Origin of the sequence: Psychrobacter lutiphocae DSM 21542, assembly GCF_000382145.1 — a bacterium.
Classification (GTDB): domain Bacteria; phylum Pseudomonadota; class Gammaproteobacteria; order Pseudomonadales; family Moraxellaceae; genus Psychrobacter; species Psychrobacter lutiphocae.
Genome location: NZ_KB907627.1, coordinates 25,779 through 40,027, shown reverse-complemented (window position 1 = coordinate 40,027; position 14,249 = coordinate 25,779). Strand labels below are relative to the sequence as shown.

Genomic DNA, 14,249 nt, shown 5'->3' with positions numbered 1-14,249 from the left:
AATCTAACCAAGTGCTTTTCGCATAATTGCTCAAAGCGGTAAATAGAATGAGAAAAAAAATAATAATAAAGTTAGTAACCATATAGATGCACTCTAATGGCATTGTCTAATCAAAATGTCTTTTTACTCACAAGGGGCTGTACAGAATTGATTTATAGTCCTAATAAATCAATTCTATGCAGTTTCTAATTGGCTTTTTGATACCTGGCGTTGCGCTTATTTTCAAAAAACAGCATATCAACCACCACAATGGCAACACCAGTACAAATGGCAATATCTGCCACATTAAAAATAGGATAGTGCCAGACATCGGCATAATGCACATGGATAAAGTCAATGACTTTACCAATACGCACACGGTCAATTAAATTGCCAATTGCACCGCCTAAAATCAGTGCCAAGCCCACATTTAGTAGTCTCGCTTGACGTGGCGCACGTGTTAGATAAATCAGTAAGAATAACGACATCACCAGCGACAAGCCAGCAAAAAACCATTTTTGCCAGCCGCCTTGATCGGCCAAAAAGCTAAAAGCTGCGCCATAGTTATATGCCAGTGTCCAGTTTAAATACGGCTCAATCACCGGAATAGACTGATGAAACTGCAAGCTGCTGTCAGCCAGCAGCTTGGTCCACTGATCTAAACCTATTACCAATGCCGAAAGCAGATACCAAAGTAAGGCTTGACTGCCATTGGGTATCAGCTCTGGCCGTTTGTTTGGGCTTGGCTCAGGCGTCACATAAGCTGGCGTTGGCGTAGCGCTAGAGGTGCTAGGCTTTGCTGAGTTAGGCGAATTGGATGAGTTAGGCATAGTGGCGAACCTCACCTGATCCAGCAATATTGCTCACACAGCGGAGACAGATGCCTGGATGCTCTGGATCTGAGTTGACATCTTCACGCACATGCCAGCAGCGTACACACTTTTCACCTTCAGCTGGACTGACGCTAACACGTAAGCTGTCTAGGTCTGTGGCTTCTCCTTGCTCACCATCAAGCGCCTGTAAGTCGGCAGTACTGGTGATCAATACAAAGCGTAGTTCATCTTCAAGTTTTGCCAAGCTGCTATAAATATCGCCTGCGGCATAAATGGTCACCGCTGCTGATAAGTTAGCATTGATGGTTTTTTGCTCACGTGCATGCTCAATGACCTTATTTATCGCATCACGGGCTTCTAAAATCAGCGCCCAGTCAGCGTCACTGACTTTGTTCATGACAAATTTAGGTAACACATACCACTCTTGAGTAAACACATAGGCATTATCATCTATGGCATTCTCTTTTAATAAGGCTTCCCACGCTTCTTGAGCAGTAAAGCTTAAGATAGGCGCAATCCAGCGCAGCAGTGCATGGGCAATATGGTACAAAGCAGTTTGCGCTGAACGACGTGGCTTGCCGTCAGCTTTGGTGGTGTATTGGCGATCTTTAATAATATCTAGATAAAAGCCGCCCAAGTCTTGCGAGCAAAATGCAGTGACTTGTTGGGTAACTTGGTGGAAGTCCATCGCATCATAGGCTTTAATAATGGCCTGTTGTACTGTGTGCGCTCTGTGCATGATATATTTATCTAAGCTCAGCAGTCCATCCATTGGCAACGCATCGCTGTCAGGGTTGAAATCATCCGTATTGGCTAGTAAAAAACGAATGGTATTACGGATACGGCGGTACATATCGGTAGCGCCTTTGAAGGCCTGCTTACCGGCGTTCATCTCATAACGATAGTCACTGGCAGCAATCCACATACGCAGCATATCGGCACCAGTTTTGTTGATTTCATCTTGTGGGTTAATGATATTACCCAAAGATTTACTCATTTTACGGCCATTTTCATCGACCACAAAGCCGTGAGTTAACACTTGCTTATACGGTGCTCGACCATACATTGCCTCTGAGGTCAGTAGCGAGGTTTGGAACCAACCACGGTGTTGATCTGAGCCTTCTAAATACATATCGGCTGGATTAGTTAAGCTCTCATCTTGCTCAAGCACTGCAAAATGCGTTGTTCCTGAATCAAACCAAACGTCCAACGTATCGGTTGATTTAACATACTCATTAGCATCATCGCCAATAAACTGCTCGGCATCGGCTTCAAACCAGGCTTCAACGCCGCCTTTTTCGATTAACTGGGCGATATCTTCCATGATCTGCATGGTGTTTGGATGCAGCTCATCGGTATCTTTATGAGTAAAGAAGGGAATCGGCACGCCCCAAGTACGTTGACGTGAGATACACCAATCAGGACGACCAGCGACCATGGCTTCAATACGGTTTTGTCCCCAAGCAGGTGTCCAAGTGACATTCGGAATGTCGGTCATGGTTTGCTCTCGCAAGGTGTTATGACGTCCCTCTACTTTGTGGTCCATACGGATAAACCACTGCGGTGTGGCGCGGAAAATAATCGGAGTTTTGTGGCGCCAGCAATGCGGATAGCTGTGCTCCATTTTGTAATGCTTTAATAAGTGACCGCTGTCATTTAAGGTGGCAATAATCTTAGGCTGTGCTTTATAGATATGCTCACCGACAAACACTTCTGCGGTGTCCAAATATACGCCATTACCAGCAACTGGATTGGTCACAGGCAAGTTATAACGTAGGCTTACCACATAGTCATCAGCACCATGAGCAGGGGCAGTATGCACCAGACCAGTACCGCTTTCAGTGGTGACATGATCGCCAAGGATAATCGGAACTTGACGCTCTGCAATCAATGGATGCTGTGCTTTGATATGCTCAAGTTTATCGCCCGTTAAGGTGGTAATCATGCCTTGGTTTTCTAGACCTAAGGCAGTTAACGCATCTTCTACTAAGTCGCTGGCAAAGATGAAGTTTCCTTTGTTGGTTTTGATAATGCTATATTCAAAGTCGGCGCTAACCGCAATGGCTTGGTTGGCTGGCAATGTCCAAGGTGTCGTGGTCCAGATAACGGCTGAGACCTTGCTGTCAACCGCACCGCTTTCAGGTAAGACTTGCGCAGGATCTACTAAGTCAAATGCCACATAGATAGCATCTGAGGTTTTGTCCTCATATTCGACTTCCGCTTCCGCCAGTGATGAGCCACAATCCAAGCACCAGTTAACTGGTTTCATGCCACGAGTAACATAGCCATTGGCATAGATTTTTGCCAAGGCACGCACAATGTTGGCTTCTTGATGGAAGTTCATAGTCAAATAAGGATTGTCCCAATCACCAAACACGCCCAAACGCTTAAAGTCAGCCATTTGCATGTCGATCTGACTGCGTGCATATTCACGGCAAAGACCACGAAACTCAGTAGCAGTTACCTTTTGACCCACTTTACCGACTTTGGCTTCTACCTTTTGTTCAATAGGCAGACCATGACAATCCCAGCCTGGCACGTAAGGGGCATCATAACCAGATAAGGTTTTTGATTTAACAATAATGTCTTTTAGCACCTTGTTTACTGCGTGGCCTAAGTGAATTTGACCGTTTGCATATGGAGGGCCATCGTGCAGAATATACTTTTCACGTCCAGCTTTGGCTTTACGAATCTTGCCATACACATCATCCGCTTCCCACGCCTTTAACCATTCTGGCTCACGCTTAGCTAGGTTGCCGCGCATTGGAAATGCAGTGTCTGCAAGGTTGAGGGTGTCTTTGTAGTCAGGATAATCTGGAGTTGTCTTAGTAGAATCAGTCATAGAAGCCGTCTTTTCAAAAGTTAGTCAGTTGGGTTTATTGGTTTGCTTGTTTGCAAAAAGCTGCTTACAAAATAGTCAAAAAAATCAGTTATAACAATTAAAGCTAAAATATAAAGCTAAAATAAAGGCTATTATAAAATAAAAGAGCAACCAATTATAAGATAAAACCTAAAGGAAGGGTAATTACTCCACCTGTTATTAAATTCACTATTGTGAAATCTGTATTGTTAAATTCACCCTGTGAAATCTGTATTGTTAAAGCTTAGGTGCTAGATGGTTAGCTATTAGGTGTTTCACTACTATCATCAGGTACTGCAATACGGTCATCAGGTACTGCAATACGGTCAGTTGATGCTTTGCTACTGACAGTTGGCGCTTCAAGATGCAGCCAACGTCCCATCACTTCAGCCAGCTCATCCACCCCTTCTTTTTTCAATGCTGAAAATAATTGGATACTAAAGGGTAAATCCAACTTTTCAAGCTCACGTTTGGTTTTTAATAAGATGTTTTTTGCAGGTCCATATTTGAATTTATCGGCTTTGGTCAGCAGTACATGTACTGGCAGTTCACCATCTTTTGCCCATAGTAGCATTTGCTCATCGAAGAACTTGAGCGGATGACGGCAGTCCATTAATAGCACTAAGCCAGATAAGCTTTCACGAGATACCAAGTATTCTTCAAGTTCAATTTGCCACAGCTGTTTCATCTTCTCTGGTACAGCGGCATAGCCGTAACCGGGCAAATCCACCAAGCGTGTCTCTTTATTACCTATGGTAAAAAAGTTAATCATTTGCGTGCGCCCAGGCGTCTTTGACGAGCGTGCCAATTGGCGCTGATTGGTCAACACATTAATGGCGGATGATTTGCCCGCATTAGAGCGTCCAGCAAAGGCCACTTCATAGCCTGTATCTGCTGGGCATAACTTAAAGGTTGGGGCAGACATCAAAAATTCAGTTTGCTCTAAGCGTTTTCTGGCTGACAGATGCGATAAATCTGATGCCGACTCAGGCGCCACATACTCTGGCGCTTTGGTTTTTTTCTTCGATTTTGGTGCGGTACTCATAGGTTATCTCAGGATAAAAACTTAATATTAAGAACTCCATTATAACCACTCTTAGCTATTATTGATAATAAAGTCAGATATTGCCTATAATATTTAAGTTTTATTAAATATATGGTGTAACTAGTTTATTAAAATTAATTATATTTATTGAAACTATCAACTTTTCAATGACTCTTGAACTGTTATGATAATAGTTGGCTTTTAATGTATTGCAATTTTGAGCAATGCCTTCATAATATAGATTAGTGAATAGGTGTTAACTGAATAAACCAACATAATTTTGGTTTTGAAATAGTATATTAAAATAGATTGAGATTTATCCAACTTAGTTTAGCTAAGCCCATTCAATTAAAGATAATAGCCCAACCTCGATAAAAGGTTTGCAGCACATCGCATATCCATTTTTATCTTAGGTAAGGAGAATAAAATGAGCCTTAAACAAGCAATCGCACCGCTATTTTTAGGACTACTGGTTAGTACCACGCCAATGTTAGCGAGCGCCAATGTCGCACAGCAGTATGAAGACAGCTGTGCCGCTTGTCATGCCACAGGTGCACTGAATGCGCCAAAAACAGGTGATAGTGCCACTTGGAAAAAGCTGACCGCACAAAAAGGTATGCCGGCACTCGTAAACGCTGTCAAAGATGGCATGTCACAAATGCCAGCTGGTGGACTGTGCAGTACTTGTAGCGATGCTGACTATCAAGCCTTGATTGAGTATATGTCTAATTAGACTGACAAAATTGAGCCAAATTAAATAAAATCAAATGCAATAAAGCAGCTGGTTTAAATCACACAAAACTGAAAAAAAACTATAAACCCTTAAGTCATTAAGTCAGAAAAAGCCTTGATAAAATCAAGGCTTTTTTGCTGTACAAGTAACTGATAGCAATATGTTTACACAGGCATTGACTAATATGTCACTCTTGGCTAGCTATTTTTACAAAACTATTGATATAATAATGGCATTAAATATTCTCAGTGAGTAGTTATAGCTTACCGCTTAGTGTTATATTATTCTTAATAATGGTCATTGCTTTTTAATGACAGATGATGATGGGTTTGGCTGATTGATTGATGGCTGATACTGATCATTTACATCAATAATTAAGGCATAATTAGCGCTTATTGAAGTTATAAGTACTTAGCTACCGCCTGAAAGACTTAGTAGGATTAAACTACAATGAAAAAATTGCTCGTTGCCACCAGCCTATGTATAGCCAGTCTCAGCGCCCATGCAGTTATTACGGTTCCTAAGTATGATGTTGAGGCAGGTTTTAAGATAGTTGAAGAAAACTGTGCTGCCTGTCACGGTGCTACTGGGGTTAGTGTCATCCCAACACAGCCTAACTTAGCCGGTCAGAACGTACGTTACTTATTCAAGCAGTTAAGAGATTTTAAAACCGGTTACCGTGTTAACGGTATCATGCAAGGTCAAATTGCGATGTTATCAGAGCAAGACCTTGCCAACGTTGCAGGATATTACTCCGAACAAAAGCCTTGGGGTGCTTTTGCTGGTAATCCAGCGACAACAGAGGCCGCAACCAAGTTATTCTTGGGTGGTGATAAAACACGTGGCGTCATCTCTTGTGCTGGTTGCCATGATCCAAAAGGTGCAGGTAACGCCTATGCCGCCTTCCCACGTATCAGTGGCCAACATGCTGAATATATTGGCTTACAGTTAAAAATGTTCCGTGCCGCTGGTCGTGAAGATGATGTTGGCAAGGATCAGATGCGTGTCAACGATGCTCAGAAAGAAGGCGATAAAGGTATGATGCAGACTGTGGCATCTCGATTGTCAGATAGAGACATCAAGATCTTATCTCAGTATGTGAGTGCACTTCACTAATTTATATTTAGCTGTTGTCAGTCACCCATACTACTTAGCTTAATAGCGAGTATTACTAGCTAATATATGCAGATAGAGATAATATGGCTAAGTTTTGGTGTCTTTATACCCTTGTAAGGCCAGCACAAGATGACTCTACAATAGCACTTTTTTTATGAAAACCCCGTTCTTCGGGGTTTTTGTTGTTAAGCGCTTTGAATGTATTTAATATTTGACTTTATGACTATTTTTGACTAAAACCATATTTAACGGTAGCAGCTATTTATACTTATACGCTTTATACTTATACGCTTTATACGCTAACACCTATTTATTTTAGTCAGATTGATTTAGTCTGTTAAAATCGGTTAGATTGTCACCTTAACATACATTAACTAGCCCATGGATATTCGCATGCAAAACCGTTCTGCCTCTTTGTTTATTGCTGCACTATTGCCTTTATTATTATTTCGCTGGTTTTTACCCAGCCCAAGTGGTCAGATAGATTTTTGGCTGATGTGGTTGGCGGCGATGCTTGTTGTTGGCTTGCCGCTGCTTTATGCAGAAATCGGTTTGGCGCATCGCAGTCAAAAAACACCGGCGCAAGGGATTCAAGAGCTGACACGGCAAGCAGATACCAGCACCATTTGGCGCAGCTTTGTGTGGCTAACGGTTATCTTGTCACTGGTTATCGCTGGATTAAGTATTGATGCTGTCAGTGAAAACTTATTAGATGCCGCTGGCAGACTGGGTGTTACTCTTGATGTGCCTGCTTTTGCATTGGCAGCCGTGATGATGGTCATTGCCGGTATATTGAGTCTGCTCGGCGGAAGCACTTTGATTATCGCTTTGGTCTTAATAGGCATTGCCTTCGTCATGGGTGCTATAAGTCAGGCGTCATCGTTGGCATTGGTAATGACTGAGCCAAGCTTGGGTGAGTGGGCAAGAGCGGTCACCTTGGCCTTGGTAAGTGTCGGGGTGGGTACAGGGCTGTATTGGTTTAATAACCCTTTAGTTAGCTCAGACCCCAATCACAGTGTAGAAGCTGGTCGTAATACACGTGAGATAGCTACCAAGACAGTTTTCCCGATTTGGGTTACTCAGTTGTTGATTGGTAGCGTGGCGTTAATCTTTAGCACAGGTGCTTTGGCACCAATCCCCACGATTATTTATGCGCTTGGTGTGTTGTTGGCAGCTGCCTTTTTTATGCATTATGCCAGTACGCAAATTGCGACTCGTTTTCAGCGTTTTGGTATTTGGATAGCTACCTTGATTGGTATTATTTTGGGGGTGCTGTTGGTTTTGTTGGCGACACCGAGTATTTTGTCGATATTGCTAGTGGTTATTAGTATTGTTAGTGCGCTGGTGCTGGCTATCTTTTCTGGTTGGCAAATGAAGATTAGTCATATGCGTAAGTCGTTAAACTTCAAGTCAGAGGCTATTTATAATGTCTGGCGTGTAGCGATACGTATTTTAGCACCTTTATTAATTATCATCGCAATTGTGGGCTGGTTTTTATCATGAATACAGTCGCTGCTAACCTAGATGTTAACGCTAATACTGATTTAAATGCCAATGCTAAAGCCAATAGCAGTCAGACCGCATCACAGGCACAAATACCGATTAGTTTGGCGTATGCACCAACGGCAAGTGAGCATGTTTATTTAGAGCTTGAGGTAGCAGAGGGTACACATCTGTATCAGGCATTACAGCTATCAGGCTGGCTTGAGAAGTATCCTGAGCTAAAGCAGTGGTGTGAGTCGCAGCGTCATGCCACTCAAGTGGATAATAAGCAGTGGCTGGTCGGTGTCTATTCACAAAAGAAATTGCTCAGCTATGAGCTGCAAGCGCATGACAGAGTTGAAGTGTATCGTCCGCTGAGCATAGATCCGATGCGCAAACGCAAAAGACGTGCAAATAGACAGTAGATACAAGGGGCTGTATAGAGTTGATATATTAGGGCGTGTCTTCAACTCGTGCAATAGTATTTAAATGGGCTAAACATAGCTAAATCTTGTCATACAGACCTTAGTCTAGGCGTATTGATAAATCAGTACGTCTAGACTGGCTTTGAATGGGTAAAATACGTTTGGCAGGGGCAATTATGGCACCAGACCAATTAGGGTATCAATGTTTCCAGGTTTCTGGTGTTTCCAGTGTTTGCGGTATCAATATATGACATATGACATTTGCATATAGCAGCAAAAAGACGGTTGCTACAATTATGTTTATGTTTATGTTTATTGATTCTTGACAGGAAGGGTCTCTACCCCTTCAACTCTTGTCACAACATCTGAGTCATCAAAGTAGATAATCAGGTGTTGGCTGGCATTATGAATGATTTGTTTGCCTTCACGTTTGCCGTAAGTACCTGGTGTATAATCATAGATATAGTCCCAGCGATTTGGTGCAAGTGTATCACGTAAAGCTGGGCTACCAATTAAATAAAGAACTTGGTTTTTATGCATACCAGGCATGATTTGTTGAGCTTGTTGCTGAGTAATCGGTGTGCCTTGTGGTAAGTCGATGGTATATACTCCAAAGATTGAGCAGGCAGAAAGTGATAGTGTGGCTGTGATAGCAACAGGATACAGTAGGGATTTTAATAGTTTCATAATTTCACGTTTTGATAATCTATGATTAGCGCTAATAAAGACAAATAATAGCGATAATAGATAATGATTGGGCTTATCAAGAGTTTACTAAGAAAAATAGAAACAGTTGATAAGAAAAAATAAATGTACTAAAAATATTAAATGTACTATCGTTAAGTTTTAACAGTTAAGTTGTCAATATTTTGAGATAAGTTTAATTGTTTTGATAAATGATACGTCAATTACTTGCAATTGCCTACCATTTACGTGATTATTTAACTAAATTTTGCATAAAGCTTAGACTACATAAAGCTTAGACTATATGCAATTTAGTTTGAACCATAGCCACAGTGTAAACTATAGCCAAACCAAACGTTTTGTACTTAACTTAAAAATGGCACAAAACTTAAAAATGGCACAAAGAGTTAAATGAGCATGAAAGCTATTAACTTGGCATGACAACTAAAACATCAATTATAACGTTATAGGGATTACAATGAAAATAATCAATCAAGATTTACGTAAAGCTGGGTTAAAGGTCACTCTACCAAGAGTAAAAATTCTTGAGCTATTAGAAAATGCTGAAGATCACCACATGAGTGCAGAAGAGGTATATAAAGCCTTGATTGATCAAGGTGAAGATGTGGGTTTGGCGACTGTGTATCGTGTGCTAACTCAGTTTGAACAAGCTGGTATTGTTGAGCGCCATAACTTTGAAAATAACTTGTCTGTGTTTGAAATTACTCAAGAAGAGCATCACGATCACATGGTATGTGATATTTGCGGTAAGATTATTGAGTTTCGTAATTCTATTATTGAGGAACAACAAGAAAAAGTGGCTAAAGAGCATGGCTTCAAGCTGTCTGGGCACTCACTGGTATTGTATGGTTTATGTGATAATGAAGATTGTCACAATGCAGCAAAATAAGGTGTCCTACTACTAGGACGTGTCTTCAATATTTTCAAAATGGAAGCATGCCCTGGCTACGAGAACATCGCTAGTTTGTTTTTCCCACAAAGCCTGCCTTGGTTGCAGGCTTTTTGTTAAATGTACAAATGTAATAGATAAAAGGTCCAAGACATATGCATACCCTAACTTCAGCTTATGCGTTTAGGTTTTTAGTATAGATTTTTAGCATAAACTTTTAGCATAAATTCTTAATATGCTGCTGCATTGTGTTTTGGGTGATTAGCTTTTGTTGATATAGCTTTTTGAGACTGTCATCTAAAGTGCTCATACCTAGATTAGTCCCTGTTTGAATAGCAGAATACAACTGTGTCAGTTTGTTTTGGCGGATAAGGTTACGGGTGGCAGGTGTAGATAGTAAGATTTCAAAAGCGGCCACGCGACCACTCACACTATGTTTAATTAAGCTTTGCGATACAACAGCTTGTAATGACTCAGAAAGCATGGCTCGAATCATAGGTTTTTCTTCAGCAGGAAACACATCTATGATACGGTCGATGGTTTTCACTGCCGAACGGGTATGTAAGGTGGCAAAGACCAGATGCCCTGTTTCAGCAGCGGTAAGTGCTAACCGAATACTGGTCAAATCACGCAGTTCACCGATCAATATCACATCTGGATCTTCCCGCAAAGCAGCACGCAGTGCACTGTCAAAGCTTGAAGTGTGTTGGCTGATTTGACGTTGATTAATTAGGCTAAGTTTTGGTTGATGTATAAACTCAATGGGATCTTCTAAGGTTAAAATATGGGTGGGGCGGGTCTGGTTAATATGTTCGATTAAAGCGGCAAGTGTGGTGGATTTACCAGACCCAGTAGCGCCTGTGAGCAGTACTAAACCCTGATGGAGCTCTGTTATTTTTATCAAGATGTTACTGTGTTCTGTACTGATCTGTGTGAGATTGAGCAAGGTGGTCGCAAGATGTCGAAATACAGCGGCTTTGCCTCTTTGTTGAACAAAAGCATTAACTCGAAAGCGCTCACCATCAGGTAAACTAATGGCATAATCTACTTCTTGTAAGGCAGCAAAGTCTTGGCGCTGTGCATCATTCATTGTGGTGTCGATAAAGTGTGCAACCTGTTCAGTGCTCAGTGCTGGCATGTCGATTTTGAGCATATCACCATGGACTCTCATCATAGCTGGCATACCTGAAGATAGGTGCAAATCAGAGGCGTTATGTGCAACCATATGCTGTAATAACTGATACAAAGGAGTTGGTTTGTTGACATTTGCGGTGGTGACTGTATCAGATTCTGACTCTGATTGTGAGCTTGAACCGAAGTTGATTGCTAGATCTAGGCTAGGAGCTAACATAAGTAGATATCCTTATCTGTTGCAGTGTTCTTTGACTATACAGCACAATGGAGTGGGTGTCAGTAGCTGGTAATATTGGATATTTATTGGCTTGTAGTAGAATTAAACGGATTATGATAAATGACGCAAAGAAGGAGAAGGGCGATGACAGAAAACAACTTTTCATCTGAGCAATTATTACAGTATTGGCAGGACGTGAAACAAGCAGTAGCTACCGCTAGCGCTGCTGTCAATCGAGATCCAGTCACCTTATTGGCGGTGTCCAAAACTAAGCCTGCACAAATGGTTGCAACGCTTGCGACAGCGGGTCAGCAGCATTTTGGTGAAAATTACTTGCAAGAAGCGGTAGATAAGATAGCGCAAGTAAAGCAGCTGTTAGCCCAGACAACAGAAGGTGCGAGACAGAACGTAGTCTGGCACTATATTGGTCACATTCAGCGTAATAAGACCCGGGATATTGCTCAAGTCTTTGATTGGGTGCATACGATTGAGCGCGACATTATTGCCAAACGCTTGAATGATCAACGTCCTGAAGGCTTGCCGAAGCTCAACGTCTTGATACAGGTCAATATTGATCAAGAAGAGAGCAAGTCTGGCTGCTTACCGCAAGAGTTAGACAGTTTGGTTGCCAGTGTTAAAGGTTATGACAATCTCTGCTTGCGTGGGCTGATGATTATTCCGTCAAAAGAGGGCAGTGATGCTTTTGAGCGTACCAAGCAGCTGTTTGATCAGATGCAACAGGCGCATCCAGAGCTAACCCAGTGGGATACACTGAGTATGGGAATGAGTGCGGATATGACTGAGGCAATTGCGCATGGCTCGACTATGGTGCGGGTCGGTAGTGCTATTTTTGGTGCCAGAGAATAAAGATGGATACTCTTTATCGATTGGCATCTAAGCATCAAAAAAAACCATATTAAATAAAAAACCGCCTTACTGACGTTTGCCAGCAAGGCGGTTATTCATTGAGCTATTGTTTGGCTTGCAGTTTTTCTTTCATTAAACTGCACTTATTTTGGACGGCAATTATTTTTCAACTGTCCAACCATTAACTAAGGGATAGCGACGCTCACGTCCAAATGCTTTATGGCTTACCTTAGTGCCAATCGGAGCTTGGCGACGCTTATATTCGCTTCTATCAACCAATAAGATAGTCTGGCGCACAATATGCGGATCAAAGCCTTTGGCGGTGATCTCATCAAAGCCTAAGTCGTTATCAATATAGTCTTTTAAAATGGCGTCCAAGATTTCATAGTCAGGCAAGCTGTCTTGATCTTTTTGATCTGGGCGTAGCTCTGCTGATGGCGGACGCGTAATGACTCGCTCAGGAATGACGTCAGTATCTTCTAAGCGGTTACGATAGTTGGCCAGTGCATAGACCTGAGTTTTATACACATCTTTTAGCACATCAAAGCCACCCGCCATATCGCCATAAAGGGTTGAGTAACCGACAGCCATTTCAGACTTATTGCCAGTGGTAATGACCAGATGACCGAATTTATTCGACAGCGCCATCAAGATCATGCCACGTGCACGAGCTTGGATGTTTTCTTCTGTGGTATCGGCTTTGGCTTTGCTAAACAAAGGTGCTAGCGTATGGCGCATACCATTTACGGCATCATGAATTGGGCAGACAGTATAAGAGACATTTAAGCGACGTGCCTGAGCTTGTGCGTCCTCTAAGCTGATCTGTGAGGTGTATTCATAAGGCATCATCACCGCATAAACCTTGTCAGATCCTAAAGCATCTACAGCAATACACAGCGTTAATGCAGAGTCGATACCGCCAGATAAACCGACAATAACCCCTTCAAAGCCTGAATGATTGACATAGTCACGTAAGCCAACGACCAAGGCTTGGTAGGTTTCAGATTCAGCACTGAGTTGCAAAGGTGCTTTCGCTTGAGTGTCAAAATGAGCGACTTCTGTACGCTCTGTATCGTCATCGGATTCAGCAGCGACTGAGGTCTGATACGTGGCATATAGCATATGCTCTAAGAATCTAGGGGCTTCATGGGCAAGCTCGCCATTGGGCTGAACCACCATAGAGCCACCATCAAATACCAAGTCATCTTGACCGCCAACACAGTTACAATACACAATGGGCAGATGATAGTCATTGGCACGTTTGGTCAATAAGGCTTGGCGGGCATGTTGTTTGCCAGCTTCAAAGGGGGAGGCATTGATGGTGACCACTAAGTCTGCGCCTTGGTCTTTTAAGGCTTTGATTGGCTCATCTTCCCATAAATCTTCGCAAATTAGCAGACCGATGGTGACACCTTGATAATCGAATAGCACTTGATTGCGACCTTTATCAAAGTAACGACGCTCATCAAATACGCCATAGTTTGGCAAATACTGTTTGTGATAAAAGCCTTTTTGCTGACCATTTTGAATAATAGCTGCTGAGTTAAAGGTACCATGATAGTCGACGTGTGGATAGCCGATAATCATCACGATATCATTAATATCACTTAACGAATTTAATGCGGTTTTGATACGCTCAGCTAGGCTTGGACGCAGCAATAAATCTTCTGGTGGATAACCAAGTAATGCCAGTTCTGGAAAGACAATGATGTCCGCTCCGTTATCACGGGCCTCGATCGCCAACTGGCGTATTTTATGTATATTGGCTTGGATGTCTCCCACCATAAAGTGGGCTTGGGCTAGCGCAAACTTCAATGAGCTTCTTTGGGCTAGCGATTTATTATGAGTAGGCATTATGAGGTCCTATTTATATAGAATATGGTTTTTGAATATGAAGGCATCGGCACTACGCTATTGCGCCATTAAAATATATGTCACGGCGCTGTTACAGTGAAAACATAGAG

General features: G+C 42.2%; 12 protein-coding genes. 6 read left to right on the top strand and 6 right to left on the bottom strand.

All coding sequences use genetic code 11. The features are described 5' to 3' along the window. Positions 1 to 185: 185 nt before the first annotated feature. The 3 genes from lspA to yihA form a co-directional block, all read right to left on the bottom strand. A complete protein-coding gene (gene lspA, locus H140_RS0103480) occupies positions 186 to 809 on the bottom strand; it encodes a signal peptidase II (RefSeq protein ID WP_019672266.1) in 624 nt (207 codons plus the stop codon). Next, complete coding sequence (ileS, locus tag H140_RS0103475) at positions 802 to 3,654, bottom strand: isoleucine--tRNA ligase (protein WP_019672265.1); 2,853 nt, start codon at positions 3,652 to 3,654, stop codon at positions 802 to 804. Before ileS ends, lspA begins: the two co-directional genes overlap by 8 nt. A 277-nt stretch (positions 3,655 to 3,931) precedes the next feature. Continuing rightward, entirely contained in the window at positions 3,932 to 4,717 is a 786-nt protein-coding gene (gene yihA / locus H140_RS0103470; protein WP_019672264.1) for a ribosome biogenesis GTP-binding protein YihA/YsxC, read from the bottom strand. A 427-nt stretch (positions 4,718 to 5,144) separates the two neighbouring features. On the opposite strand from yihA, the gene H140_RS0103465 reads away from it, so the two are divergent. The 4 genes from H140_RS0103465 to H140_RS13805 all read left to right on the top strand — a co-directional run bounded on the left by H140_RS0103465 (position 5,145) and on the right by H140_RS13805 (position 8,473). Then, a complete protein-coding gene (locus H140_RS0103465) occupies positions 5,145 to 5,450 on the top strand; it encodes a c-type cytochrome (protein ID WP_019672263.1) in 306 nt (101 codons plus the stop codon). Positions 5,451 to 5,900: 450 nt separating this feature from the next. Next, entirely contained in the window at positions 5,901 to 6,566 is a 666-nt protein-coding gene (locus H140_RS0103460; protein ID WP_019672262.1) for a c-type cytochrome, read from the top strand. A 393-nt stretch (positions 6,567 to 6,959) separates the two neighbouring features. Next, entirely contained in the window at positions 6,960 to 8,069 is a 1,110-nt protein-coding gene (locus H140_RS0103455; protein ID WP_019672261.1) for a hypothetical protein, read from the top strand. Continuing rightward, the gene (locus H140_RS13805) at positions 8,066 to 8,473 is read left to right on the top strand and encodes an RnfH family protein (RefSeq protein ID WP_019672260.1); all 408 of its coding nucleotides are present in this window, start codon (positions 8,066 to 8,068) and stop codon (positions 8,471 to 8,473) included. The genes H140_RS0103455 and H140_RS13805 overlap by 4 nt, the downstream gene beginning before the upstream one ends. Before the next feature lie 312 nt (positions 8,474 to 8,785). On the opposite strand, the gene H140_RS0103445 is transcribed toward H140_RS13805, so the two are convergent. Beyond that, the gene (locus H140_RS0103445; protein ID WP_019672259.1) at positions 8,786 to 9,160 is read right to left on the bottom strand and encodes an outer membrane protein assembly factor BamE; all 375 of its coding nucleotides are present in this window, start codon (positions 9,158 to 9,160) and stop codon (positions 8,786 to 8,788) included. 475 nt (positions 9,161 to 9,635) lie between these two features. Here H140_RS0103445 and fur point away from each other — a divergent pair, with 475 nt between their 5' ends. Continuing rightward, positions 9,636 to 10,067 carry a ferric iron uptake transcriptional regulator gene (gene fur, locus H140_RS0103435; RefSeq protein WP_019672257.1) on the top strand — a complete coding sequence of 144 codons (432 nt, stop codon included), beginning with the start codon at positions 9,636 to 9,638 and terminating at the stop codon, positions 10,065 to 10,067. 217 nt (positions 10,068 to 10,284) lie between these two features. On the opposite strand, the gene H140_RS0103430 is transcribed toward fur, so the two are convergent. Further along, positions 10,285 to 11,418, bottom strand: a complete 1,134-nt coding sequence (locus H140_RS0103430) for a type IV pilus twitching motility protein PilT (RefSeq protein ID WP_019672256.1) — start codon at positions 11,416 to 11,418, stop codon at positions 10,285 to 10,287. Between the two features lie 144 nt (positions 11,419 to 11,562). Here H140_RS0103430 and H140_RS0103425 point away from each other — a divergent pair, with 144 nt between their 5' ends. After that, complete coding sequence (locus tag H140_RS0103425; RefSeq protein ID WP_019672255.1) at positions 11,563 to 12,285, top strand: YggS family pyridoxal phosphate-dependent enzyme; 723 nt, start codon at positions 11,563 to 11,565, stop codon at positions 12,283 to 12,285. A gap of 159 nt (positions 12,286 to 12,444) precedes the next feature. Here the strand turns inward: H140_RS0103425 and H140_RS0103420 are convergent, their stop codons facing one another. Next, on the bottom strand, positions 12,445 to 14,139 hold the full coding sequence (locus H140_RS0103420) for an NAD+ synthase (RefSeq protein ID WP_019672254.1): 1,695 nt from the start codon (positions 14,137 to 14,139) through the stop codon (positions 12,445 to 12,447). Between the last annotated feature and the right edge of the window lie 110 nt (positions 14,140 to 14,249).

Excerpts from the sequence above, each read along its gene's own strand:
- lspA (WP_019672266.1), bottom strand. The coding sequence starts at position 809 with ATGCCTAACTCATCCAATTCGCCTAACTCAGCAAAGCCTAGCACCTCT.
- ileS (WP_019672265.1), bottom strand. The coding sequence starts at position 3,654 with ATGACTGATTCTACTAAGACAACTCCAGATTATCCTGACTACAAAGAC.
- yihA (WP_019672264.1), bottom strand. The coding sequence starts at position 4,717 with ATGAGTACCGCACCAAAATCGAAGAAAAAAACCAAAGCGCCAGAGTAT.
- H140_RS0103465 (WP_019672263.1), top strand. The coding sequence starts at position 5,145 with ATGAGCCTTAAACAAGCAATCGCACCGCTATTTTTAGGACTACTGGTT.
- H140_RS0103460 (WP_019672262.1), top strand. The coding sequence starts at position 5,901 with ATGAAAAAATTGCTCGTTGCCACCAGCCTATGTATAGCCAGTCTCAGC.
- H140_RS0103455 (WP_019672261.1), top strand. The coding sequence starts at position 6,960 with ATGCAAAACCGTTCTGCCTCTTTGTTTATTGCTGCACTATTGCCTTTA.
- H140_RS13805 (WP_019672260.1), top strand. The coding sequence starts at position 8,066 with ATGAATACAGTCGCTGCTAACCTAGATGTTAACGCTAATACTGATTTA.
- H140_RS0103445 (WP_019672259.1), bottom strand. The coding sequence starts at position 9,160 with ATGAAACTATTAAAATCCCTACTGTATCCTGTTGCTATCACAGCCACA.
- fur (WP_019672257.1), top strand. The coding sequence starts at position 9,636 with ATGAAAATAATCAATCAAGATTTACGTAAAGCTGGGTTAAAGGTCACT.
- H140_RS0103430 (WP_019672256.1), bottom strand. The coding sequence starts at position 11,418 with ATGTTAGCTCCTAGCCTAGATCTAGCAATCAACTTCGGTTCAAGCTCA.
- H140_RS0103425 (WP_019672255.1), top strand. The coding sequence starts at position 11,563 with ATGACAGAAAACAACTTTTCATCTGAGCAATTATTACAGTATTGGCAG.
- H140_RS0103420 (WP_019672254.1), bottom strand. The coding sequence starts at position 14,139 with ATGCCTACTCATAATAAATCGCTAGCCCAAAGAAGCTCATTGAAGTTT.